General features: G+C 67.2%; 27 protein-coding genes. 18 read left to right on the forward strand and 9 right to left on the reverse strand.

The annotated features are described in order from the left end of the window. Positions 1-5 precede the first annotated feature (5 nt). From lptA to QLQ85_RS05955, 5 genes are read right to left on the reverse strand one after another with little or no spacing between them, the layout of a single operon-like run. Positions 6-533 (reverse strand): lipopolysaccharide transport periplasmic protein LptA, encoded by a 528-nt coding sequence (lptA, locus tag QLQ85_RS05935; protein ID WP_282738133.1) that lies wholly within the window; start codon positions 531-533, stop codon positions 6-8. Beyond that, positions 530-1,132: an LPS export ABC transporter periplasmic protein LptC gene (gene lptC, locus QLQ85_RS05940; protein WP_282738134.1), complete on the reverse strand. Its 603-nt coding sequence runs from the start codon at positions 1,130-1,132 to the stop codon at positions 530-532. Before lptC ends, lptA begins: the two co-directional genes overlap by 4 nt. A gap of 4 nt (positions 1,133-1,136) precedes the next feature. Beyond that, positions 1,137-1,694: a KdsC family phosphatase gene (locus QLQ85_RS05945; protein ID WP_282738135.1), complete on the reverse strand. Its 558-nt coding sequence runs from the start codon at positions 1,692-1,694 to the stop codon at positions 1,137-1,139. 25 nt (positions 1,695-1,719) lie between these two features. After that, a complete protein-coding gene (locus tag QLQ85_RS05950; RefSeq protein ID WP_282738136.1) occupies positions 1,720-2,712 on the reverse strand; it encodes a KpsF/GutQ family sugar-phosphate isomerase in 993 nt (330 codons plus the stop codon). A gap of 55 nt (positions 2,713-2,767) precedes the next feature. Next, positions 2,768-3,727: a calcium/sodium antiporter gene (locus QLQ85_RS05955; protein ID WP_282738137.1), complete on the reverse strand. Its 960-nt coding sequence runs from the start codon at positions 3,725-3,727 to the stop codon at positions 2,768-2,770. Positions 3,728-3,873: 146 nt separating this feature from the next. Between QLQ85_RS05955 and QLQ85_RS05960 the strand changes: the two genes are divergently transcribed. The 9 genes from QLQ85_RS05960 to hisD all read left to right on the forward strand — a co-directional run bounded on the left by QLQ85_RS05960 (position 3,874) and on the right by hisD (position 10,750). After that, positions 3,874-4,686, forward strand: coding sequence for an ABC transporter ATP-binding protein (locus QLQ85_RS05960; RefSeq protein WP_282738138.1), 813 nt, complete (start codon positions 3,874-3,876; stop codon positions 4,684-4,686). After that, positions 4,683-5,465: a lipid asymmetry maintenance ABC transporter permease subunit MlaE gene (gene mlaE / locus QLQ85_RS05965; protein ID WP_282723614.1), complete on the forward strand. Its 783-nt coding sequence runs from the start codon at positions 4,683-4,685 to the stop codon at positions 5,463-5,465. Before QLQ85_RS05960 ends, mlaE begins: the two co-directional genes overlap by 4 nt. Positions 5,466-5,502: 37 nt before the next feature. Next, on the forward strand, positions 5,503-5,967 hold the full coding sequence (gene mlaD / locus QLQ85_RS05970) for an outer membrane lipid asymmetry maintenance protein MlaD (RefSeq protein WP_282738139.1): 465 nt from the start codon (positions 5,503-5,505) through the stop codon (positions 5,965-5,967). 47 nt (positions 5,968-6,014) lie between these two features. Further along, entirely contained in the window at positions 6,015-6,668 is a 654-nt protein-coding gene (locus tag QLQ85_RS05975) for an MlaC/ttg2D family ABC transporter substrate-binding protein (RefSeq protein WP_407650346.1), read from the forward strand. Continuing rightward, on the forward strand, positions 6,665-6,997 hold the full coding sequence (locus QLQ85_RS05980; RefSeq protein WP_282738140.1) for an STAS domain-containing protein: 333 nt from the start codon (positions 6,665-6,667) through the stop codon (positions 6,995-6,997). The genes QLQ85_RS05975 and QLQ85_RS05980 overlap by 4 nt, the downstream gene beginning before the upstream one ends. Positions 6,998-7,143: 146 nt before the next feature. After that, positions 7,144-7,398, forward strand: a complete 255-nt coding sequence (locus QLQ85_RS05985) for a BolA family protein (RefSeq protein ID WP_282723617.1) — start codon at positions 7,144-7,146, stop codon at positions 7,396-7,398. Positions 7,399-7,410: 12 nt separating this feature from the next. Then, a complete protein-coding gene (gene murA, locus QLQ85_RS05990; RefSeq protein ID WP_282738141.1) occupies positions 7,411-8,673 on the forward strand; it encodes a UDP-N-acetylglucosamine 1-carboxyvinyltransferase in 1,263 nt (420 codons plus the stop codon). 21 nt (positions 8,674-8,694) lie between these two features. Continuing rightward, entirely contained in the window at positions 8,695-9,354 is a 660-nt protein-coding gene (gene hisG, locus QLQ85_RS05995; RefSeq protein ID WP_282738142.1) for an ATP phosphoribosyltransferase, read from the forward strand. A gap of 73 nt (positions 9,355-9,427) precedes the next feature. Then, positions 9,428-10,750 carry a histidinol dehydrogenase gene (hisD, locus tag QLQ85_RS06000; RefSeq protein ID WP_282738143.1) on the forward strand — a complete coding sequence of 441 codons (1,323 nt, stop codon included), beginning with the start codon at positions 9,428-9,430 and terminating at the stop codon, positions 10,748-10,750. Between the two features lie 79 nt (positions 10,751-10,829). On the opposite strand, the gene QLQ85_RS06005 is transcribed toward hisD, so the two are convergent. After that, positions 10,830-12,059, reverse strand: coding sequence for a Do family serine endopeptidase (locus QLQ85_RS06005; protein WP_282738144.1), 1,230 nt, complete (start codon positions 12,057-12,059; stop codon positions 10,830-10,832). A 101-nt stretch (positions 12,060-12,160) separates the two neighbouring features. On the opposite strand from QLQ85_RS06005, the gene QLQ85_RS06010 reads away from it, so the two are divergent. Further along, complete coding sequence (locus tag QLQ85_RS06010; RefSeq protein WP_282738145.1) at positions 12,161-12,919, forward strand: Nif3-like dinuclear metal center hexameric protein; 759 nt, start codon at positions 12,161-12,163, stop codon at positions 12,917-12,919. Between the two features lie 46 nt (positions 12,920-12,965). Here QLQ85_RS06010 and QLQ85_RS06015 read toward each other — a convergent pair whose 3' ends face one another. Then, a complete protein-coding gene (locus QLQ85_RS06015; RefSeq protein ID WP_282738146.1) occupies positions 12,966-13,409 on the reverse strand; it encodes a YhcB family protein in 444 nt (147 codons plus the stop codon). Between the two features lie 209 nt (positions 13,410-13,618). Between QLQ85_RS06015 and zapE the strand changes: the two genes are divergently transcribed. The 8 genes from zapE (at position 13,619) to QLQ85_RS06055 (ending at position 20,126) form a co-directional block, all read left to right on the forward strand. Continuing rightward, positions 13,619-14,785, forward strand: a complete 1,167-nt coding sequence (zapE, locus tag QLQ85_RS06020) for a cell division protein ZapE (RefSeq protein ID WP_282738147.1) — start codon at positions 13,619-13,621, stop codon at positions 14,783-14,785. A 347-nt stretch (positions 14,786-15,132) separates the two neighbouring features. After that, on the forward strand, positions 15,133-15,561 hold the full coding sequence (gene rplM / locus QLQ85_RS06025) for a 50S ribosomal protein L13 (protein WP_102628472.1): 429 nt from the start codon (positions 15,133-15,135) through the stop codon (positions 15,559-15,561). A gap of 13 nt (positions 15,562-15,574) precedes the next feature. Continuing rightward, on the forward strand, positions 15,575-15,964 hold the full coding sequence (rpsI, locus tag QLQ85_RS06030) for a 30S ribosomal protein S9 (RefSeq protein WP_102628471.1): 390 nt from the start codon (positions 15,575-15,577) through the stop codon (positions 15,962-15,964). A gap of 220 nt (positions 15,965-16,184) precedes the next feature. After that, complete coding sequence (petA, locus tag QLQ85_RS06035) at positions 16,185-16,784, forward strand: ubiquinol-cytochrome c reductase iron-sulfur subunit (RefSeq protein WP_282738148.1); 600 nt, start codon at positions 16,185-16,187, stop codon at positions 16,782-16,784. Beyond that, on the forward strand, positions 16,784-18,043 hold the full coding sequence (locus QLQ85_RS06040) for a cytochrome b (protein ID WP_282723631.1): 1,260 nt from the start codon (positions 16,784-16,786) through the stop codon (positions 18,041-18,043). Before petA ends, QLQ85_RS06040 begins: the two co-directional genes overlap by 1 nt. Continuing rightward, positions 18,043-18,810: a cytochrome c1 gene (locus QLQ85_RS06045; RefSeq protein ID WP_282738149.1), complete on the forward strand. Its 768-nt coding sequence runs from the start codon at positions 18,043-18,045 to the stop codon at positions 18,808-18,810. Before QLQ85_RS06040 ends, QLQ85_RS06045 begins: the two co-directional genes overlap by 1 nt. Positions 18,811-18,976: 166 nt before the next feature. Next, positions 18,977-19,603 carry a stringent starvation protein SspA gene (sspA, locus tag QLQ85_RS06050; RefSeq protein WP_282738150.1) on the forward strand — a complete coding sequence of 209 codons (627 nt, stop codon included), beginning with the start codon at positions 18,977-18,979 and terminating at the stop codon, positions 19,601-19,603. Positions 19,604-19,655: 52 nt separating this feature from the next. Continuing rightward, positions 19,656-20,126 (forward strand): ClpXP protease specificity-enhancing factor, encoded by a 471-nt coding sequence (locus tag QLQ85_RS06055; RefSeq protein ID WP_282738192.1) that lies wholly within the window; start codon positions 19,656-19,658, stop codon positions 20,124-20,126. A 74-nt stretch (positions 20,127-20,200) separates the two neighbouring features. On the opposite strand, the gene QLQ85_RS06060 is transcribed toward QLQ85_RS06055, so the two are convergent. Together QLQ85_RS06060 and QLQ85_RS06065 are read right to left on the reverse strand one after the other, a co-directional pair. Next, entirely contained in the window at positions 20,201-20,779 is a 579-nt protein-coding gene (locus tag QLQ85_RS06060; RefSeq protein ID WP_282738151.1) for a BON domain-containing protein, read from the reverse strand. Between the two features lie 5 nt (positions 20,780-20,784). Continuing rightward, the gene (locus QLQ85_RS06065; protein WP_102628465.1) at positions 20,785-21,378 is read right to left on the reverse strand and encodes a phosphoheptose isomerase; all 594 of its coding nucleotides are present in this window, start codon (positions 21,376-21,378) and stop codon (positions 20,785-20,787) included. Positions 21,379-21,421 lie beyond the last annotated feature (43 nt).

The following is a 21,421-nucleotide window of genomic DNA, read 5'->3' on the forward strand; positions in this document are numbered from 1 at the left end:
GTCCCTTATTGCTCGGGCTGCAGGGTCATGCGTATGCGCTGGCGCTCTTCGACGCCCTCGGCCTCCGAGCGGGCCTGGACCACGCGCCGATCGAGGAAATACTCGAGATAGCCGCCGTCGAAGGTGTCGCCGCCCTGGTGCAGCTCGGCGCGATCGATCAGTTCCACCCGCCGCTCGGCGACGTAATAGACGATGGTGCGTCCCCAGCCGCGCACGAGTGGCTCGTCAGGTGCCGGCAGCTGCTCGATGTAGGCGCGTTCGCCGGTGGCGATGGCGTGAGAGAGTTCGCCCGACGCGTTGCGGCGGATCTCGACCCGGTCACCGGTCAGTTGCATGCTGCCCTGGCGGATGTCCACGTCGCCGGTATAGACGGCGGTGCCGGCGCGGTCGTCGAGATCGAGCTGGTTCGCCTCCACCTCGATGGGAGCGCTGGCGTCGCCCTCCAGGGCCTGCGCCGAGGGAGCGACCAGGACCGTGAGGGCCAACCCGAGCAGTGCCGGGGCCAGCAGGGAGGCAGGGGGCTGTCGCGTCATGGCTCGGGGTCCTCGTCGGTGGGGGATAGCGTCTCGGGCGGATGGTGACCGCGGACATTGTCGGTCAGGCGGGCGCGATTGTCATGGATCCAGGCGTCGAAGCGCTCACCGCGCATGCGCTGGGGCGGTTGGCGCAGCAGCGCCGGGGCTTCGCTCCAGGCGTGGCCGGTGTCGGCATCGAAGTGCAGGATATCGGTGTCGAGTTGCCAGTGCTCCTCGGGAGCGTGCAGGCGGGCGTCGCCGGAGAGGGTGAGGGGATTGCCGCCGGCGCCCAGGGTGCCGACCTTGCCCTGGCTGAACCAGATGCGCCCCGAGCTGTCGATCAATCGCGCCTCCGGTGTCTGCATGCGCGTGACGTCGTCGTGGGGGGTGTGCACCAGGCGCGGGGTGTCCAGGCGCTGGTGAGCCTGGCCCTCGGCGTCGAAGCGGGTCAGGCGAACGCCCTCGAGGTAGTAGTCCGGTTCGCCGGCCTCGTGGCGGGGCACCGGCCCGGGCTCCCGGGGGCTGCGCTGGTCGAGCAGGGCGAGCACGCCACCGAGGGCCAGCAGCAGCAGGAACAGCCAGACCCGAAATGACGGGCGCGGCAGGCGCAGTGCCATGGCCTCAGTCGGCTCCGTGCAGGTAGGTGTCGATCACGGCGTCCCAGTGTCCCTGGGCCTGGAGCAGGGCGTCGCAGATCTCTCGCACCGCGCCATGGCCGGCGGCGCTCTCGGTGACCCAGTCGGCGTGCTTGCGGATGTAGGAGGGGGCGCCGGGGACGCTGATGCCGACGCCGGCGCGCTTGATGGCGCCGACGTCCGGCATGTCGTCGCCGCAGTAGGCGACCTGGTCCAGTTCGAGGCCGAGGCGGCTGCACAGTTCGCGCAACATGGGTAGCTTCTTCTCCACCCCCTGGTAGACGTGCTTGATGCCGAGGGCGGCGGCGCGCCGGCTGACCATCGGCGAATCGCGGCCGGTGATCAGCGCCACCTCGAGTCCGGCACGCTTGAGCAGCTTGATGCCGTGGCCGTCGTGGGTGTGGAAGGCCTTGATCTCGATACCGTCGGCCTGGAAGTAGAGCCGGCCGTCGGTGAGGACGCCATCCACGTCCAGCGCCAGCAGGCGCACGCGGCGCAGCCGGTCCACCAGTTGGGTGTCGAGCAGGGGAGAGTCGAGGGTCATGGGAACTCCTTGGGGAAACGGGGCATCAGATCACGCCGCTGGCGAGCAGGTCGTGCATGTGCAGGGCGCCGACCGGGCGACCGTCATCGTCGACCACGGCCAGGGCGGTGATGCGGTTGTCTTCCATGATGCGGACTGCCTCGGCGGCCAGGATCTCGGCGTTGACCCGCTTGCCCGGTCGGGTCATGACGTCATCGACCTTGAGGTCGGAGAGGTTGCTGTGCTGGTCCAGGGTGCGGCGCAGGTCGCCATCGGTGTAGACCCCGGACAGGCGGCCGTCGTCGTCGACCACGCAGGTGAAACCCAGCCCCTGGCGGGTGATCTCGAGCAGGGCGTCGCGCAGCGGGCTACCGAGCGGCACCGAGGGCAGTCGGCTGCCCTGGTGCATCAGGTCGGCGACCCGCAGCAGCAGCCGCTTGCCGAGGCTGCCGCCGGGGTGCGAGCGGGCGAAGTCCTCGGCGGTGAAGCCCCGGGACTCGAGCAGTGCCACCGCCAGGGCGTCGCCCAGGGCCAGCGCCGCGGTGGTCGAGGAGGTGGGGGCCAGGTCCAGCGGGCAGGCCTCGCGTTCGACGCCGGCATCGAGGTGGGCGTCGGCATGGCGGGCCAGGGTCGAGCCGGGGCGCCCGGTCATGCTGATCAGCGGCGTGCCCATGCGTTTGAGCAGCGGCAGCAGGGCAGTGACCTCGGCGGTCTCGCCGGAGTTGGAGAGGGCCAGCACCACGTCGCCGGGGGTGATCATGCCCAGGTCGCCGTGGCTGGCCTCGCCGGGGTGTACGAAGAAGGCCGGGGTGCCGGTGCTCGCCAGGGTGGCGGCGACCTTGCCGGCGACGTGCCCGGACTTGCCCATGCCGGTCACCACGACGCGTCCCCGGCAGGCGAGGATCAGTTCGCAGGCGCGGTCGAAGCCGCCGTCGAGGCGTTCGATCAGGGCGGCGATGGCCTGCTGTTCCAGCTGCAGGGTGCGTCGGGCGCTGTCGCGCAGCGGTGAGCTGCCGGTAGGGGGGGTATCGGTGGTCATGGCGGTGATTGTTGCCCGTTGCGGTGTTTCACTCAAGTTCGTGGCGACCACCCGTTCAGGTGGCCGGCACCTCAGTGGCGAAGCTGGCGGCGCCGAGCCAGGCCAGATAGCCGACATAACTCAGCGCCAGCAGGCCACCGGCCAGCCGGCCCAGCCGGCCGTGTCGCTGCCACAGCAGCAGCATGCCCAGCGCCAGGGTCAGGGCCAGCATGACGCGATAGTCGCGTTCTCCCGCCGCCGGGTCGATGGGGCCGGGGGCCAGCATGCCCGGGATCGGCAGCACGGCGAGCATGTTGAACAGGTTGGAGCCGATGACGTTGCCGATGGCGATGTCGTGGTGGCGCTTGAGCGCGCTGGCCACGCAGGCGGCCAGCTCCGGCAGGCTGGTGCCGATGGCGACGATGGTCAGTCCGATGGCCAGCTCACTGACACCGAGGCCGCGCGCCAGTTCGCTGCCGCCCCACACCAGGGCCCGCGAGCCGACGCCCATGACCGCCAGGGTCAGCACCAGCCAGGGCAGGGCACGCCTCAGCGGCATGTCGGGGATCTCGCCTGCCGGGGCCTCGTCGGGGCTATCGGCGCGGAACAGCCACCACAGGCTGAATACCAGCAGCAGCAGCAGGAACAGGGCATCGAAGCGGCCGAGGATGCCGTTGGCCAGCACGTAGCCGGCCAGGCCGGTGGCAGCGAGCAGCAGTGGCAGCTCACGGCGGACGATGGAGAAGCGCACCGGGATGGGCACCACCAGGGCCGTGACGCCCAGCACCAGGCCGATGTTGGCGATGTTCGAGCCGAGCGCATTGCCGGTGGCGAGATCAGGGATGCCGTCCAGCGAGGCCATCACCGAGACCACGATCTCCGGCGCCGAGGTGCCGAGTGCAACGATGGTCATGCCCACCAGCAGGGTGCTCATGCCGGCGCGCCTGGCCGTGGCGGCGGCGGCACCGACGAAGCGCTCGGCACTCCACAGCAGGGCGATGAAGCCGAGCAGTACGGCAATGAGGGGAACGAGCATGGCAGACACGGTCCTGGCCAGGAGCGGGAGGGCGCCCATTAAACGTTCTCGACCGGCGCGGTGCAAGCCGGATGGCGCCGATGGTGGCGCAACGAGGCAAGGTTAGGATACGATGTTCGATAATTTTTTCGAGGGACGACGAGCCAATGAGCGACACTCCCTTCGTGGCGGTGGAGGGGCTGCATTTCTCGCGGGGCGACAAGGAGATCTTCCGCGGCGTCGACCTGCAGATTCCCCGCGGCAAGATCACCGCCATCATGGGGCCCAGCGGTACCGGCAAGACCACCCTGCTCAAGCTGATCGGTGGCCAGCTGACCCCCGATGCGGGGCGCGTGCTGATCGACGGCGAGGACGTCCATCGCCAGTCGCGCAAGGCACTGTTCGCCATGCGCCGGCGCATGGGCATGCTGTTCCAGAGCGGGGCACTGTTCTCCGACCTCGACGTGTTCGAGAACGTGGCCTTCCCGCTACGGGTCCACACCGACCTGCCGCAGTCGATGATCCGCGACCTGGTGCTGATGAAGCTCGAGGCCGTCGGGCTGCGTGGTGCCCGCGAACTGATGCCGGCCGAACTCTCCGGTGGCATGGCGCGGCGGGTGGCGCTGGCCCGTGCCATCGCCCTGGACCCTGAGCTGATCCTCTACGACGAGCCCTTCGTCGGCCAGGATCCGATCTCCATGGGGGTGCTGGTGCAGCTGACCAAGCGGCTCAACGAGGCGCTCGGGCTGACTTCCGTCGTGGTCTCCCACGACATCAAGGAGACGCTGACCATCGCCGACTACGTCTACGTGATTTCCGACGGCCAGGTGATGGCCCAGGGCACTCCGCAGGGGCTCGATGCCGACCAGGATCCCCGGGTCAGCCAGTTCGTTCATGGCGAGCCGGACGGGCCGGTGCCCTTCCACTATCCTGCGGTGGACTTCTTCACCGACATCCTCAGCACCGGGGGGCGGCGATGATCGAGCGAGTCGCCACCCTGGGGCGCCGGAGCTGCGAACTGCTCGAGGCGCTGGGCCGGGCGGGGATCTTCCTCTTCCTCTCCGCGGTCGGCATACCCTCCCGCGAGGGCTGGTACCTATGGCTGCGCCAGATGCATTTCGTCGGCGTGCTGTCGCTGGCCATCGTGCTGGTCTCGGGGCTGTTCATCGGCATGGTGCTGGCGCTGCAGGGCTATACCCTGCTGGTCGATTTCGGTGCCGAACAGGCGCTGGGCCAGATGGTGGCCTTGTCGCTGCTGCGTGAGCTGGCCCCGGTGGTGGCGGCACTGTTGTTCGCCGGTCGAGCGGGCTCGGCGCTGACCGCCGAGATCGGCCTGATGAAGGCCACCGAACAGCTCACCAGCATGGAGATGATCGGTGTCGATCCGCTGCGCCGGGTGGTGGCGCCGCGCCTGTGGGCCGGCTTCGTCGCCCTGCCGCTGCTGACCATCGGCTTCAGCGTGGTGGGGGTGTACGGCGGTCACCTGGTCGGCGTCGAGTGGCTCGGTGTCTTCGAGGGCTCCTATTGGGGCAACATGCAGGCCAGCGTCGACTTCATCGGCGACGTCGGCAACGGCATCGTCAAGAGCCTGGTCTTCGCCCTGGTGGTGACCTGGATCGCGGTCTTCCAGGGCTATGACCTGATACCCACCTCGGAGGGCATCTCGCGGGCGACCACTCGTACCGTGGTCTACTCCTCCCTGGCGGTACTCGGCCTCGATTTCGTGCTGACCGCGGTGATGTTCGGAGGGGTTAACTGATGGGTCGGAGTACAGAGTTGATGTTCGGAGAGACGGCATGAAACGCAGCAAGATGATGGAACTGGGGGTCGGGCTGTTCATGCTGGCCGGCGTCCTGGGGCTGGTGTTCCTCGGCCTGCGGGTCAGTGGCCTGACCTTTACCGCCCCTGCCGACACCTTCCGCCTCGAGGCCAACTTCGCCAACATCGGCAGCCTCAAGCCGCGGGCGCGGGTCACCATGGCCGGGGTCACGGTGGGCCAGGTCTCGGCCATCGAGCTGGATACCGACTGGTATGACGCCCGGGTGGTACTGGAGCTCGACTCGGAGCTCGAGGGCAGGTTGTCCCGGGATACCACGGCGTCGATCCTCACCGCCGGCCTGCTCGGGGAGCAGTACATCGGGCTGTCGGTGGGGGGGGACCCCGAGACCCTGGCCGACGGCGACGCCATTCGCGACACCCAGTCGGCGGTGGTGCTCGAAGAACTCATCCAGCAATTCGTGTCCAACATGGTCAGCGACTGAGCCGCACCGCGCGCTGGTCGTTGACGGCACTCTTTCCAGGAGATTCGATGATGCCTTTCCTGCCTGCTTCCTTCCGCCTGGTGCTCGCTTTGTGCCTGGCGCTCGCCGCCCTGTCGGCCCAGGCGGCCCCCGAACCTGGGCCCGAGGAGATGATCCGCGACAGTATCGACGACCTGATGGGGCAGATCGAGGGCCGCCGTGACTATTTCGCCGACAACGTCGACGAGCTCAAGGGGGTGGTCGACGACAGCCTCGACGACATCGCCGACTTCCGTTACATCGGGGCGAGCGTCATGGGGCGCTACTTCCAGAATGCCACTCCTCAGCAGCGTTCGCGTTTCATCAATACCTTTCGCCAGACGCTGATCGATACCTACACCAAGGGGCTGGTGACCTTCGACTATCGCGAGCTGCGGGTGCTGGACAGCCAGCAGCGGCAGCGCCACGAGGACCAGGCCAGCGTGGCCATGGAGGTGGTGGCCATCGACGGGACCGTCTATCCGGTCAGCTATTCGCTGCGCCTGAGCGACGGCCAGTGGAAGGTGGTCAATGTCATCGTCAATGGCATCAACCTCGGGCTGACCTTCCGCAACCAGTTCGACCAGGCCATGCGCGATCACGGCCGCGACTACGACGCCGTGATCGAGAGCTGGGCCCCGGACATCGCCGTCGAGGAGCTGGAAGAGGGCGGCAGCGCATGAGCCTGCTGCTCGATCGGTCGGGCGTTCGCCTGGCGGCCGGTGCCGAGGGGCTGGCGGTGAGCGGGGTGGTCGGCTTCGACGTGGCCGCGGCGCTGGCCGCCACGGGCAGCGACTGGCTCGCGACCCAGCCGGCCGGTACCCGGGTCGACTTCGACCTGGGCGGCGTCGCGGGCGTCAGCAGCGCGGCGCTCAGCGTACTGCTGGAGTGGACCCGTCGCGCCCGCGCCGCCGGTCTCGAGGTCCGCGCCGTGCACCTCTCGGCGCCGTTGATCCGCCTGACTCGGCTGGCCGGTCTCGACCGCCTGCTGCCGCTGGACGAGGTCGCCTGACGCTCGGGGTTTCCCGGGGCGGCGAGCACCGCCGGCATCGCCAAGTGCGCCGCTTTTCTTTACCATGTCGGAATTCCCGATCCATGCCACCGGCCGTCTCGCGGCCGGTGGTCCCACATTCTCATGCATCACAGGAGTTCCGGCTCATGCAACCCAGTGAGGTCAAGGCGCTGCTCGAGGCCCGCATCGACGACTGCGAGTTCCATATCCAGGGGGAAGGCTGCAACTTTCAGGTGGTGGCCGTGGGTGAGGTGTTCGATGGCCTGTCGCCGGTCAAGCGCCAGCAGTTGATCTATGGTGCCCTCTCCGCGGAGATCGCCTCGGGTGCCCTGCATGCGGTGAGCATCAAGACCTATACCCCGGCGCAGTGGCAGAGCGCGCCGGAAAACGCCAGCGCCTGACGGGCGAGCCTCATGGACAAACTGATCATTACCGGCAACGGTCCCGCCAACGGCGAGGTCTGGGCCAGCGGTGCCAAGAACGCCGCCCTGCCGATTCTCTGCGCTACCCTGCTGGCCGACGAGCCGGTGACCATCGGCAACCTGCCGCACCTGCAGGACATCACCACCACCCTGGAGCTGCTCGGCCACCTCGGCCTCGAGCCGGTGATGGGCGAGAAGATGACCATCCAGCTCGACGGCGCCCAGGTGCGCCATTGCGATGCGCCCTACGAACTGGTCAAGAAGATGCGCGCCTCGATCCTGGTGCTGGGGCCGCTGCTGGCCCATTTCGGTCACGCCGATGTCTCGCTGCCCGGCGGCTGCGCCATCGGTTCGCGGCCGGTGGATCTGCACATCCGCGGCCTCGAGGCGATGGGCGCCGAGATCCGTGTCGAGGGGGGCTACATCCGCGCCCGGGTCGATGGCCGTCTCAAGGGCGCCACCATCTTCTTCGATACCGTGACCGTCACCGGTACCGAGAACCTGCTGATGGCCGCGACGTTGGCCGAGGGCACCACGGTACTGGAGAACGCGGCCCGGGAACCCGAGGTGGTGGATCTGGCCGAGTGTCTGATCGCCATGGGGGCGAAGATCCGCGGCCATGGCAGCGATACCATCACCATCGAGGGGGTCACGCGGTTGCATGGCTGCTACCACGACGTCATGCCCGATCGCATCGAGACCGGCACCTTCCTGGTGGCCGCGGCGGTGACCCGGGGGCGGGTCAGGGTGCGCCGTACCCGGGCCGACATCCTCGAGGCGGTGCTGGCCAAGCTGGAGGAGGCGGGGGCCACCATCACCACCGGTGACGACTGGATCGAGGCGGACATGGAGGGGCGGCGGCCGCGGGCGGTGAATGTCCGTACCGCGCCCTATCCCGCCTTTCCCACCGACATGCAGGCCCAGTTCGTGGCGCTCAATGCGGTGGCCGAGGGGACGGCCCGGGTGGTGGAGACCATCTTCGAGAACCGCTTCATGCACGTCCAGGAACTCAACCGCATGGGGGCGCAGATCGCCCTCGAGGGCAACACCGCGGTGGTCACCGGCGTCGAACGTCTCTCCGGCGCCCCGGTGATGGCCACCGATCTGCGCGCTTCCGCCTCACTGGTGGTGGCGGCGATGATGGCCGACGGCGAGACCCTGGTCGACCGCATCTACCATATCGATCGAGGCTACGAGTGCATCGAGGAGAAGCTGCAACTGCTGGGTGCCAATATCCGTCGCATTCCCGGCTAGCTTCCCAAGACAGGCGAGAGCATGAGCAAACAACTGATTCTGGCCCTCTCCAAGGGTCGCATTCTTGACGAGACGCTGCCGCTGCTGGCCGATGCCGGCATCACCCCGGCCGAGGACCTGGGCGCCAGTCGCAAGCTGCTGTTCGACACCAACCTGCCGGACGTCAAGCTGGTGATCCTGCGTGCCACGGATGTGCCCACCTACGTACAGCTCGGGGCCGCCGACCTCGGTGTGGCCGGCAAGGACGTGCTCCTCGAGCATGGCGCCGAGGGGCTCTACGAGCCGCTGGATCTCGAGATCGCCCGGTGCCGGCTGATGACCGCCGGTATCGACGGTGCCGAGCCGGCCAGGGCCCGGCGCCGCGTGGCCACCAAGTTCGTCAATGTCGCGCGCCGCTACTATGCCGAGCAGGGCATCCAGGCCGAGGTGATCAAGCTCTACGGGGCCATGGAGCTGGCGCCGCTGATGAACCTGGCCGACGAGATCGTCGATATCGTCGACACCGGCAACACCCTGCGTGCCAACGGCATGGCGCCGCGTGAGCTGATCGCTCCGATCAGTACCCGACTGGTGGTCAACAAGGCGGCCATGACCATGAAGCATACCCGGCTCAAGCCGCTGATCGAGCGCCTCGGCGATGCCGTGGCGGCCCGTCGCGATAGCCGCGCCACCTCAGCCTGACAGCGACTGACGCCATGGCCCGGCCCTGGCGTCAGGCCCAGACAAGACCCGACAGCCACGGGAGCCGCATTCCATGACCAAGACCCTCGCGTCCGCTACCGGCATCGCCAGACTCGCCACCGGTGATGCCGACTTCGATGACCGCCTGGATGCCCTGCTGGCCTGGGAGGGGGTTTCCGATGCCGAGATCCAGGGGCGCGTCGACGAGATCATCGCCGAGGTGAAGGCCCGTGGCGACGCGGCGCTGGTCGAGTACAGCAACCGCTTCGACCGGTTGTCGGTCGCCTCCATGGCCGAACTGACCCTGGGGCCGGCGCGCCTCGAGCAGGCCTACCGGGGATTGCCCGCCGCGCAGCGTGACGCCCTGGCCGCCGCCGCCGAGCGCATTCGTCTCTACCACGCGCGCCAGAAACCCGAGTCCTGGCACTACACCGAGGCCGACGGGACCGTGCTCGGACAGCAGGTCGTGCCGCTCGACCGCGCCGGGATCTATGTGCCCGGCGGCAAGGCGACCTATCCCTCCTCGGTGCTGATGAACGCGATTCCCGCCCACGTGGCCGGCGTTCGCGAGATCGTCATGGTGGTGCCGATGCCGGACGGCGTGCTCAACGAGCTGGTCCTGGCGGCGGCCCACCTGGCCGGCGTCGACCATGTCTTCACCATCGGCGGGGCCCAGGCGGTGGCGGCACTGGCCCATGGCACCGAGACGGTGCCGCGGGTGGACAAGATCGTCGGGCCCGGCAACATCTACGTGGCCACGGCCAAGCGGGCGGTGTTCGGCCGGGTGGGCATCGACATGATTGCCGGCCCGTCCGAGATCCTGGTGGTCTCCGACGCCGGCACCCCAGCCGACTGGCTGGCCATGGACCTGTTCTCCCAGGCCGAGCACGACGAGGATGCCCAGGCGATCCTGGTCAGCTGGGATGGGGCCCATCTCGATGCTGTCGAGGCGGCCATCGAGCGCCTGCTGCCGACCCTGGAGCGGGAGGCGATCGTGCGCGAGTCCCTGGCGGGGCGAGGCGCGCTGATCCACTGCCACAACCGCGCCGAGGCCGTCGAGCTGATCAACCGCATCGCCCCCGAACACCTGGAGCTCTCGGTTGCCGATCCGGAGAGCTGGTTGTCCGAGGTGCGCCATGCCGGGGCCATCTTCATGGGGCGCTACACCGCCGAGGCGCTGGGTGACTACTGCGCCGGCCCCAACCATGTGCTGCCGACATCGGGCACGGCACGTTTCTCCTCGCCGCTGGGGGTCTACGATTTCCAGAAGCGCTCGTCGATCATCCACTGCTCGTCCCGGGGCGCTTCCGAGCTCGGCAAGATCGCCTCGGTGCTGGCCCGTGGGGAGTCGCTGACCGCCCATGCACGCAGCGCCGAGTACCGTATCAAGCCCTGAGGCGTCACCACTCGGACGCAGCATCGCGACGAAGGCCCCGCCATGGCGGGGCCTTCGTCGTCCAGGCAGGGTGTGTCCTTCACTCGGGGCGACGCAGCTCCGGTGTCGGGCGTTCGCCCACTTCCAGGGTGACCTCCAGCGCTTCGCCGCCACGGATCACCGTCAGCGGCAGCTCGGCCCCGGGCTCGATGGCGGCGATGTCGCTCATCGCCACCCGGGCGTCGAGGATCGGGCGTCCGTCGACCGCGAGCAGGACGTCGCCCGGCTGCAGGCCGGCCTGGGCGGCGGGGCCGCCGGGGACCACCGCGGCGATCACCACGCCGCGAGGGGCCTGGAGGCCGAAGGAGGCGGCCAGTTCCTGGTTCAGCTCCTGGGCCTCGATGCCGAGCCAGCCACGGATCACCCGCCCTTGTGTGACCAGTTCCTCGAGGATGTTGCGGGCGAGATTGGCGGGGATCGCGAAGCCGATGCCCTGGGAGCCGCCGGAGCGCGAGAAGATGGCGGTGTTGATGCCCACCAGGGCGCCCTCGGCGTTGATCAGGGCGCCACCCGAGTTGCCCGGGTTGATCGCTGCGTCGGTCTGGATGAAGTCCTCGTAGGCATTGAGCCCCAGATGGCTGCGGCCGGTGGCGCTGATGATGCCCATGGTCACCGTCTGCCCGACGCCGAAGGGGTTGCCGATGGCCAGCGAGACGTCGCCCACCGCGACGTCGCCGGAGTCGGCGAGTTCGATCACCGGCAGGCCGTCCAGGTCGATGCGCAGCACCGCCAGGTCGCTCTCCGGGTCGGTGCCGACCACCTCGGCCAGCGTCTCGCGCCCATCGCGCAGCGCCACCTGGATCTGGTCGGCGCCACCGATGACATGATGATTGGTCAGTACGTAGCCGTCGTCGCTGACGATCACGCCGGAGCCCAGGCTCGACAGCATGCGCTGGCGAGCGGGCATGTCGTCGCCGAAGAACTGGCGGAAGAAGGGGTCCGACATCAGCGGATGCTGCTCGCGCTCGACCACCCGCGAGGAGTAGATGTTGACCACCGCCGGCGCGGCGCGGTCCACCGCCTCCGAGTAGCTGACCGGGCCCTGCTGGCGTGCCATGGGGTCAGCCTGGCGCAGTTCGGGGGAGGGACGCGACGTCTCCTCGGAGGGTGCCTCTACCAGGGTCGGTGCGACCGGTTCCTCCGGGGGCTGTGGGGCGAGCGCCGGTGCCTCGGGGCGGCCCAGCAGCTGCGGGAAGGCATTGAGCAGCACGATGGCCAGCAGCACGCCGATGATGACGGGCCAGACGTACGGCAACAGGTTGCGTCGCATGCGGGGTATTTCCTTCTCGCGGTGCTGTCGCGACCCGGGGCCGCGGTCGATACAATGGCGACAGTGTAACATTGCCGATTCCCCGATGCGCGGAGGTGCGAATGAATCGCGATGAACTGGTCGCCGCCTGCGACCGCCTGCTCGATGCCGGCCGCTTCAGGGACTACACCGTCAACGGCCTCCAGGTGGCCGGGCGCGATCGGGTGGTCCGGGCGATGTCCGGCGTCACCGCCTGCCAGGCACTGCTCGACGAGGCGGTGACCTGGGGCGCCGACCTGCTGCTGGTGCACCACGGCTACTTCTGGAAGAACGAGCCGGTGGCGATCACCGGCATGAAACAGCGCCGCATCCGTACCCTGCTGCTCAACGACATCAACCTGCTGGCCTACCACCTGCCGCTCGATGCCCATCCGGAGCTGGGCAACAATGCCGAGCTGGCCAGGCGCCTGGATTTCAGCGTCGAGGGCTGTGCCGACGGCGAGCCGGGGGAGGGGCTGCTGTGGCTGGGGTCGCCGCCGCCCGGGCTGGATGCCCCGGGGCTCGCCCGCCATGTGGGCGCGCGGCTGGCGCGCGAGCCACTGCTGATCGAGGCGGCGAATGGCGGCGAGATTCGCCGCATCGCCTGGTGCACCGGCGGCGCCCAGGACATGATCACCGCCGCCTGGGAGGCCGGCGCCGATGCCTTCCTCTCGGGGGAGATCTCCGAGCGCACGACCCATCTGGCCCGCGAGCTGGGGATCCACTATCTGGCGGCGGGCCACCATGCCACGGAGCGTTACGGGGTCCAGGCGCTGGGCGAGTGGCTGGCAAGCGAGTTCGGGCTCGAGCATCGCTTCGTCGATATCGACAACCCGGCCTGAAGGCACCGGGTCGTCTCGCCGTCTCGAAAGCGGCGGGGTGGGGCGGTCAGTAGCGGGGGGGCTGGGGAGCGTTGCTCTCGTTCGACTTCAGGCCGAAATCCTCCGAGAGGGTGCCGCCGGAGCCGTCGGCGTAGTCGCGTGGGGCGGCATACTCCTCGTTGGCTGCCTTCTCCTCGGCCGCCAGGGCCACCTCCAGGCCACGTTGGGCGGGCACACGATTGCCCAGGGTCGCCGCGCCTTCCTCGAGCCGCTGCGCCAGGGCCTCGCTGTCGCGCTGGAGATTCTCGACCAGCGCCGTCACCTCGGTGAAATGGTCGCCGATGCCGTCCTTCAGTGCGGTCAACTCGCGGTCGCGCTCCGCGAGTCGCTGGCGTAGCGTCTGCAGGTGACTGGCGCCGGCGTTGAGCAGATGATAGCCCAGTGCGCCGATGCCGATGCCGGCCAGCAGGCTGGCGATGGCCAGCACCCAGTTGATGTTGCTTTCGTCCACATTCGTCTCCCTGCGGCTATCGGACGATCCGGTGCGCGAGGCGGGTCCGGTGTCGAGGGCGGGTTGCCCGGTGGCCCCATTATAGGGCCGAGGCCGCGCGTCGGGTCAACGCGGCGGCAGCGGTGCGCAGCGTCGACCGGAAGCGTATAATGCCGTCCTCATCGAAGCCGCGAGCAGGTCATAGACTTTCCATGAGTGCATCGCCAACCATGTCAGCATCCCGTGACGCGAGCCGCCACGCCACGCCGATGGCTCGCTACCGCGCCGATCTCGAGCGAGACGACTTCCAGTACGATCCGGCCCAGGAGCGTGCGGTGGAGCACCTGCAGCGGCTCTTCGATGAGCTGGTGGAGCGGCCGCGTGTCCGGCCCCGGGCGGTTCCCGCTGGCAAGCGGCTGAAATCGCGCATGGCGGGGCTCTTCGGCCGTCGCGAGGAGGCCTCCGAGCCGGCGCTGCCGACGGTCACCGGCCTCTACTTCTGGGGGGGCGTGGGGCGTGGCAAGACCTATCTGGTCGATACCTTCCACGAGGCCTTGCCCTTCCCCGACAAGATGCGTACCCATTTCCACCGCTTCATGCAGCGGGTGCACAACGAGCTCGAGCACTACAAGGGCGAGAAGAACCCGCTCAGGCTGATCGCCGCCAAGTTCGCCAGCGAGGCTCGGGTGATCTGCTTCGACGAGTTCTTCGTCAAGGACATCACCGATGCCATGATCCTGGCCAACCTGCTCGAGGCGCTCTTCGAGCACGGCGTGGTGCTGGTGGCGACCTCCAACATCGTGCCCGACGACCTCTACAGGGATGGCCTGCAGCGGGCCCGCTTCCTGCCGGCGATCGACCTGCTTAACCGCCACTGCGAGGTGGTCAATGTCGATTCCGGCATCGACTATCGCCTGCGTGCCCTGGAGCGCGCCGAGATCTTCCATGCCCCGCTCGACGCCGGTGCCGAACGGGAACTCGCCCGCAGCTTTCGCGAGATCGCCGGCCATGAGGGCGAGGCGGGGGTGCCCATCGAGATCAACCATCGGGTGTTGCACGCTCGACGGCTGCATGACGACGTGGTGTGGTTCGAGTTTGGCGAGCTGTGCGACGGACCGCGTAGTCAGAACGACTACATCGAGCTGGCTCGGGAGTATCACACGGTGCTGATCTCCGGCGTGACCCGCATGAGCGGCGCCACCGACGACCAGGCGCGGCGCTTTATCAACATGGTCGACGAGTTCTATGATCGCGGTGTCAAGCTGTTGATGTCCGCCGAGGTGCCGGCCGAGCGGCTCTACGCCGACGGCCGCCTGGAGTTCGAGTTCCAGCGTACCTTGTCGCGGCTCCAGGAGATGCAGTCCCACGAGTACCTGACGCTACCCCACAAGCCGTGACCCGGCCCGGCGAAGCCGGGCCGGGAGCCATAAGCTGGAAGAGCGGCGCTTCGCGCCTGGAAGCTGGAAGAAAAGCCCCGGCGCTAGCTGTAGTGGCAATATCCTGTCTTCCAGCTTCCAGCTTCCAGCTTCCAGCTTCCAGCTTCCAGCTTCCAGCTTCCAGCTTCCAGCTTCCAGCTTCCAGCTTGCGTACGGCATTGCCTTGGCGTCGCTGGCTCGTGTAGAATGCGCGCTCGCTCGACCGTTGTGCCGTCCTTCGCGAGGCGGGGCAACCAAGAAGAATAGGGATGGTCCCATGCCGGGCGCTCCGGCGGCAGGACCCAATACATCGATCTGGTGATTCATCCATGAAGACGTTCACTGCCAAACCGCAGTCCGTCCAGCGCGACTGGTACGTCGTCGACGCCACGGACAAGACGCTCGGCCGTCTGGCCACCGAAATCGCTCGTCGCCTGCGCGGCAAGCACAAGCCGGAATTCACCCCGCATGTCGATACCGGCGACTACATCGTCGTGATCAATGCCGAGAAGGTGAAGGTCACCGGCAACAAGGCCAAGGCCAAGACCTATTATCGCCATACCGGTTATCCGGGTGGCCTGCGCTCCATGACCTTCGACAAGCTGGTCGAGCACGCGCCGGAGCGCATCATCGAGTCCGCCGTGAAGGGCATGCTGCCGAAGGGTCCCCTGGGTCGTGCCATGTATTCCAAGCTCAAGGTCTATGCCGGCACCGAGCATCCGCATGCTGCCCAGCAGCCGCAAGAACTGAACATCTGAGGGAGTCTTCGCCATGACACAGCAGTATTACGGTACCGGGCGCCGCAAGACCTCTACCGCCCGCGTCTTCCTGAAGCCGGGCACCGGCAAGATCATCGTCAACAGCCGTGAGCTGGACCAGTACTTCGGTCGCGTCACCGGCCGCATGGTGGTCCGCCAGCCCCTGGAACTGACCGACACCCTGAACCAGTTCGACGTCTTCGTCACCGTCAAGGGCGGCGGTGGTTCGTCCCAGGCCGGTGCCATCCGTCACGGCATTACCCGTGCCCTGATGGTGTACAACGAGGAGTTCCGCAAGTCGCTGCGCGAAGCCGGCTACGTCACCCGTGACGCCCGCCAGGTCGAGCGCAAGAAGGTCGGCCTGCGCAAGGCGCGTCGCCGTCCGCAGTTCTCCAAGCGTTAAGCGGTCGCTGCGGCGAGAAAAGGCGCCCGGGTCCCATGACCTGGGCGTTTTTTTGTTCCTGATCAATAAATTGTTGCCGACTTTCCACCTTGGTCAAGGGTGCTTGTCCTTGTGTGGGGCGTCACGATTTTTTACCATAGTGCGCATTTGGTATCCGTGGTCGCGGGATGCGTTCCTGCCCGTGATGGAACGACGGGTAAGCTGATGGGAGAAACCTGAAATGGCAGACAACGGCGTGAACAAGGGTCGGCGCCGTTTCCTCGTGGGTGCCACCACCGTTGTGGGTGCGGTGGGTGCCGTCGGGGTAGCGGTCCCCTTTGTGGCTTCCTGGCAGCCCAGTGCCAGAGCAAGGGCGGCGGGTGCGCCGGTACGAGCCGATATCTCCAAGCTCGAACCGGGTCAGCGCATGACCGTGGAGTGGCGGGGCAAGCCGGTATGGGTCATCAATCGCACGCCTGAGATGATCGAGTTGACCGAGGGGCTGGAGGCCTCGCGACTGGCTGATCCGGATTCCGACGTCCCGCAGCAGCCCGGATATGTCACCGGTGCGTTGCGCTCCATCAAGCCCGAGATCGGCGTGATCATCGGTATCTGCACCCACCTGGGCTGCTCTCCGCTCTTTCGTCCCGAGCCGGATGCCGAAGGCGTCGGTGTCGATGATTGGCCGGGCGGCTTCTTCTGCCCCTGTCATGGCTCCCGCTTCGATCTGGCGGGGCGGGTGTTTCGCAACGTGCCGGCCCCGACCAACCTGGAGGTGCCGCCGTATCGCTTCGAGAGTGACGAGATCATCGTCGTCGGCGAAGATGAGGAGACTGCCTGATGGGTAATCCGAACAAGGCCAAGGCGGAGCGCGGGTTCATGCGCTGGGTCGATGACCGCTTTCCCGCCACCCAGATGTGGCAGGAGCACCTGTCCAAGTACTACGCCCCGAAGAACTTCAACTTCTGGTACTTCTTTGGCTCCCTGGCGCTGCTGGTGCTGGTCAACCAGATCCTCACCGGCGTGTGGCTGACCATGAGCTTCAATCCCTCCGCCGAGGGGGCCTTCGCCTCGGTCGAGTACATCATGCGCGACGTGGAGTGGGGGTGGCTGATCCGCTACATGCACTCCACCGGCGCCTCGGCCTTCTTCGTCGTGGTCTACCTGCACATGTTCCGCGGCCTGCTCTATGGCTCCTACAAGGCGCCCCGTGAGCTGGTATGGATCTTCGGCATGGCGATCTACCTGGCGCTGATGGCCGAGGCCTTCATGGGCTATCTGCTGCCCTGGGGGCAGATGTCCTACTGGGGGGCCCAGGTGATCATCTCGCTGTTCTCGGCGATCCCGGCCATCGGTCCGGATCTGGCGCAGTGGGTGCGCGGTGACTTCCTGATCTCGGGCATCACCCTGAACCGCTTCTTCGCCCTGCACGTGGTGGCACTGCCCATCGTGATCCTGGCGCTGGTGGTGCTGCATATCATCGCCCTGCATGAAGTCGGCTCCAACAACCCGGACGGCATCGACATCAAGGCCAAGAAGGACGAGACCGGCAAGCCGCTCGACGGTATCCCGTTTCATCCCTACTACTCGGTCAAGGACCTGGTCGGCGTGGCCGTGTTCCTGTTCGTCTTCGCGGTGGTGATCTTCTACTTCCCGGAAGGCGGCGGCTACTTCATCGAGAAGCCCAACTTCGAGCCGGCCAACCCGTTGAAGACGCCCGACCATATTGCGCCGGTGTGGTACTTCACGCCCTTCTACGCGATCCTGCGCGCGATCACCTTCTCGTTGTTCGGTCTCGACGCCAAGTTCCTGGGCGTGGTGTGCATGGGGGCGGCCATCGCGGTGCTCTTCGTGCTGCCCTGGCTCGACCGCAGCCCGGTGCGCTCGATGCGCTACAAGGGCTGGATGTCCAAGGTGATGCTGGCCCTGTTCGCGGTCAGCTTCGTGATCCTCGGCGTGCTGGGCGTACTGCCGGCAACGGAAGGCCGCACCCTGCTGGCTCAGGTGTGCACCGCCATCTATTTCGCCTTCTTCCTGCTGATGCCGTTCTATACCCGGCTGGAGAAGACCAAACCCGTTCCGGAGAGGGTGACTGGCTAATGAAAAAGCAACTGTTCGCACTGCTCTTCGCGCTAGTGCCCTTCACGGCCATGGCCGCGGGCGGGGAGAGCGTGCCGTATTCGATGACCCCCGACCTCAAGGACGAGGCGTCGCTGCAGCGCGGCATGCAGCTCTACGTCAACTACTGCATGGGGTGTCACTCCCTCGAGCACCAGCGGTTCGCCCGTGCCGCCGAGGACCTGGGCATGCCCCAGGATCTGGTCGAGGAGAACCTGATCTTCTCCTCGTCACTGGCCTTCAACGATCAGATGCACATCGCCATGGATCGCGGCGATGCCGAGAACTGGTTCGGGGCGCCGCCCCCGGATCTGACCCTCGAGGCGCGTCTGCGCGGGACCGACTGGATCTACTCCTACCTGCTGAGCTTCTATCGGGATCCGGAGCGTGCCACCGGGGTCAACAACGCCGTGTTCGATCTGGTGGCGATGCCCAACGTGCTCGAGCCGCTGCAGGGCGTGCAGGAGAAGGTCTGTGCCGAGACCGATCACCCCGTCGAGGGGGCCGAACCCGACCCCCTGACCGGCAAGTACCAGTCCTGCGAGGTCCTGCAGGTGACACAGCCGGGGTCCATGGAGCCCGACGAGTTCGAGGAAGCGGTCTATGACCTGACCAACTTCCTCGCCTACGTCGGGGAGCCGTCCAAGCTGCAGGCTCAGGCCCTGGCGCCCAAGGTGCTGATCTTCATCTTCATCTTCGGTGCCATCGCCTACCTGTTGAAGCGCGAGTACTGGCGCGACATCCACTGATTCGTCACCGGTGGACGTGAGGGGGCGTATGGCCGATGGCCATGCGCCCCCTGTGGTCTATAGACGATGGCCTGTTCCCGGTCCCGAGGGGCCGGCGCTCGATGGCCCCTCAAGGCGGGGGCTGTCGTGTTATCATTCCGGTTCGAACTGATGCGAGGATTGTTTCATGGGTGTAGTGGCCAAGCGGTCGTCGATGATCTTCTACTCCGGGGGCGATGACCACTTCAGTCATCGTGTACGCATCGTGCTCGCCGAGAAGGGCGTGGCGGTGGATATCGTCGAGGTCACCGACGAGCAGCACCCCGAGGAGCTCGCCGATCTCAACCCCTACAACAGCGTTCCCACGCTGCTGGACCGGGACCTGGTGCTCTACGAGTCGAAGGTGATGATGGAGTACCTGGACGAGCGCTTCCCGCATCCGCCGTTGTTGCCGGTCTATCCGGTGGCCCGGGCCCAGAGCCGCCTGTGGATGCATCGTATCGAGCGCGAATGGTGCCCGCTGGTCGACCAGATCCTCGGCGCCCCCCGGAAGGAGGCGGAGAAGGCCCGCAAGGAGTTGCGGGAGAGCCTGATCGGTATCTCGCCGATCTTCGAAGACATGCCGTTCTTCATGAGCGAGGAGTTCACCCTGGTCGACTGCTGCCTGGCCCCGATCCTGTGGCGCCTGCCGGTGCTGGGTATCGAGTTGCCGGAGCCGCAGATCAAGCCGCTGACCGGGTATATGGAGCGGCTGTTCGACCGCGAGGGCTTCAAGGCCGCGCTGAGCGAAAGCGAACGCGAGATGCGTCCCTGAACCCGAGCCCCGGCCCCTTGGCCCGGGCTCCCCAATGCAGGAGGGCAAGATGATGCAATCGAGCCGCCCCTATCTCGCCAGAGCCCTGTACCAGTGGTTGCTGGACAACGAGCTCACCCCCTATATCGTCGTCGATGCCGAGCAACCCGGCGTCGAGGTGCCGCGCCAGTTCGTGCAGAACGGCCAGATCGTGCTCAACATGGCGCCCACCGCGGTGCGAGATCTCTTCATGGAGAACGAGGCGCTGGGGTTCAGTGCCCGCTTCGGCGGCCAGCCGATGCGCATCATGGTGCCGATCGCGGCACTGGTGGCGATCTATGCGCGCGAGAACGGCGTGGGCATGGTGTTCGGCCACGAGCCAGTGATGCCGGAGACGGCCGAGGCCGATGAGCCGGTGCTTTCCAGTGTCGATGCCGAGGCGCCGGGCGACGACCCGGGGGCCGAGGAGTCGGGGCCGGAGGAGGAGGCCGACGGCGAGGCCCGGCCTCGCAAGGGGCGCCCCTCGCTGCGGGTCATCAAGTGAGCGGGTAGCAGGGGCGAGCGAACGAGAGACGGCAGGCCGGATGGCCTGCCGTCTCTCGTTCGGCAGGCGGGGGATCAGTCGATGTAGTCGAATACCTTGACGATGCGCTGCACGCCGCCGATCCGCGAGACCGCCTCGACGATGCGATCCGCTTCGGCGCGGCTGACGATGCCCATCAGGTAGACGCTGGCGTTCTCGGTGATCACACGGATGCGTCCCGAGTCGATCGACTCGTTGCCGGCCAGGCTGGTGCGGATGCGGGTATTCACCCAGGTATCCGAGAGACGCTGGCTGGCGGGCAGGTTGCCGGCCACGGTCAGTTCGTTGTGCACCTCGCGCACGTTGCGTACCTCGCCGGCGATCTCGGCTGCCATGCCCTTCAGCTCTTCGCTGGGCACCTGACCGGTGAGCAGCACCACGCCGTTGTAGGCGTCGACGTTGATGCGTGCGTCGCCCAGACGGGCGTCGGTACGACGCAGGTTGTGACGGATCTTGGTCTCGATGCTCTCATCCTCGACCTGGGTGCCGAGGGTGCGTCTGCCGTAGTTCTCGTCGAGGGTGCCGGGGTTGGTGACGCCGGTAACCGCGGTGCAGCCGGCGATGCCGAGTGCCAGGGTCAGCAGCAGGGGGGTGCACAGGGACTTCTTGGTCATGGGAGCTACTCGCTTGCGCCGAAGAGTTGTTCGTCGATCAGGTCGCACAGGCAGTGGATCACCAGCAGGTGAACCTCCTGGATGCGGGCGGTGGAAGTGGCCGGCACGCGGACCTCGCAGTCGTCCTGGCCGAGCAGAGAGGCCATGTTGCCGCCATCGCGGCCGGTGAGGGCCACCACCGTCATGTCGCGGTCGTGGGCCGCCTGGATCGCCTGGATCACGTTGGCCGAGTTGCCGCTGGTGGAGATGGCCAGCAGGATGTCGCCGGGTTGTCCCAGGGCACGCACCTGCTTGGAGAAGACCTCGTTGTAGCTGTAGTCGTTGGCGATGGAGGTCAGCGTCGAGGTGTCGGTGGTCAGGGCCAGGGCGGGCAGGCTCGGGCGTTCGCGCTCGAAGCGGTTGAGCAGCTCGGAAGAGAAGTGCTGGCTGTCGCCGGCGCTGCCGCCGTTGCCGCAGGCGAGGATCTTTCCTTCATTGACCAGGCACTGCACCATCATCTGGCTGGCCACCTCGATGAAGGGCGGCAGCACTTCACTGGCGTAGGTCTTGGTGTCGATGCTGGCATTGAAGTGGCCGAGAATTCGCTGCTGGAAATCCATGCTGGGTTCCTGGTCCTGGTTCTTGCCTGTGGGGCAGTTTGGC

Source organism: Halomonas kalidii, from assembly GCF_030010475.1.
GTDB classification, from domain to species: Bacteria; Pseudomonadota; Gammaproteobacteria; order Pseudomonadales; family Halomonadaceae; genus Halomonas; species Halomonas heilongjiangensis.

Excerpts from the sequence above, each read along its gene's own strand:
- lptA (WP_282738133.1), bottom strand. The coding sequence starts at position 533 with ATGACGCGACAGCCCCCTGCCTCCCTGCTGGCCCCGGCACTGCTCGGG.
- lptC (WP_282738134.1), bottom strand. The coding sequence starts at position 1,132 with ATGGCACTGCGCCTGCCGCGCCCGTCATTTCGGGTCTGGCTGTTCCTG.
- QLQ85_RS05945 (WP_282738135.1), bottom strand. The coding sequence starts at position 1,694 with ATGACCCTCGACTCTCCCCTGCTCGACACCCAACTGGTGGACCGGCTG.
- QLQ85_RS05950 (WP_282738136.1), bottom strand. The coding sequence starts at position 2,712 with ATGACCACCGATACCCCCCCTACCGGCAGCTCACCGCTGCGCGACAGC.
- QLQ85_RS05955 (WP_282738137.1), bottom strand. The coding sequence starts at position 3,727 with ATGCTCGTTCCCCTCATTGCCGTACTGCTCGGCTTCATCGCCCTGCTG.
- QLQ85_RS05960 (WP_282738138.1), top strand. The coding sequence starts at position 3,874 with ATGAGCGACACTCCCTTCGTGGCGGTGGAGGGGCTGCATTTCTCGCGG.
- mlaE (WP_282723614.1), top strand. The coding sequence starts at position 4,683 with ATGATCGAGCGAGTCGCCACCCTGGGGCGCCGGAGCTGCGAACTGCTC.
- mlaD (WP_282738139.1), top strand. The coding sequence starts at position 5,503 with ATGAAACGCAGCAAGATGATGGAACTGGGGGTCGGGCTGTTCATGCTG.
- QLQ85_RS05975 (WP_407650346.1), top strand. The coding sequence starts at position 6,015 with ATGATGCCTTTCCTGCCTGCTTCCTTCCGCCTGGTGCTCGCTTTGTGC.
- QLQ85_RS05980 (WP_282738140.1), top strand. The coding sequence starts at position 6,665 with ATGAGCCTGCTGCTCGATCGGTCGGGCGTTCGCCTGGCGGCCGGTGCC.
- QLQ85_RS05985 (WP_282723617.1), top strand. The coding sequence starts at position 7,144 with ATGCAACCCAGTGAGGTCAAGGCGCTGCTCGAGGCCCGCATCGACGAC.
- murA (WP_282738141.1), top strand. The coding sequence starts at position 7,411 with ATGGACAAACTGATCATTACCGGCAACGGTCCCGCCAACGGCGAGGTC.
- hisG (WP_282738142.1), top strand. The coding sequence starts at position 8,695 with ATGAGCAAACAACTGATTCTGGCCCTCTCCAAGGGTCGCATTCTTGAC.
- hisD (WP_282738143.1), top strand. The coding sequence starts at position 9,428 with ATGACCAAGACCCTCGCGTCCGCTACCGGCATCGCCAGACTCGCCACC.
- QLQ85_RS06005 (WP_282738144.1), bottom strand. The coding sequence starts at position 12,059 with ATGCGACGCAACCTGTTGCCGTACGTCTGGCCCGTCATCATCGGCGTG.
- QLQ85_RS06010 (WP_282738145.1), top strand. The coding sequence starts at position 12,161 with ATGAATCGCGATGAACTGGTCGCCGCCTGCGACCGCCTGCTCGATGCC.
- zapE (WP_282738147.1), top strand. The coding sequence starts at position 13,619 with ATGTCAGCATCCCGTGACGCGAGCCGCCACGCCACGCCGATGGCTCGC.
- rplM (WP_102628472.1), top strand. The coding sequence starts at position 15,133 with ATGAAGACGTTCACTGCCAAACCGCAGTCCGTCCAGCGCGACTGGTAC.
- rpsI (WP_102628471.1), top strand. The coding sequence starts at position 15,575 with ATGACACAGCAGTATTACGGTACCGGGCGCCGCAAGACCTCTACCGCC.
- petA (WP_282738148.1), top strand. The coding sequence starts at position 16,185 with ATGGCAGACAACGGCGTGAACAAGGGTCGGCGCCGTTTCCTCGTGGGT.
- QLQ85_RS06040 (WP_282723631.1), top strand. The coding sequence starts at position 16,784 with ATGGGTAATCCGAACAAGGCCAAGGCGGAGCGCGGGTTCATGCGCTGG.
- QLQ85_RS06045 (WP_282738149.1), top strand. The coding sequence starts at position 18,043 with ATGAAAAAGCAACTGTTCGCACTGCTCTTCGCGCTAGTGCCCTTCACG.
- sspA (WP_282738150.1), top strand. The coding sequence starts at position 18,977 with ATGGGTGTAGTGGCCAAGCGGTCGTCGATGATCTTCTACTCCGGGGGC.
- QLQ85_RS06055 (WP_282738192.1), top strand. The coding sequence starts at position 19,656 with ATGCAATCGAGCCGCCCCTATCTCGCCAGAGCCCTGTACCAGTGGTTG.
- QLQ85_RS06060 (WP_282738151.1), bottom strand. The coding sequence starts at position 20,779 with ATGACCAAGAAGTCCCTGTGCACCCCCCTGCTGCTGACCCTGGCACTC.
- QLQ85_RS06065 (WP_102628465.1), bottom strand. The coding sequence starts at position 21,378 with ATGGATTTCCAGCAGCGAATTCTCGGCCACTTCAATGCCAGCATCGAC.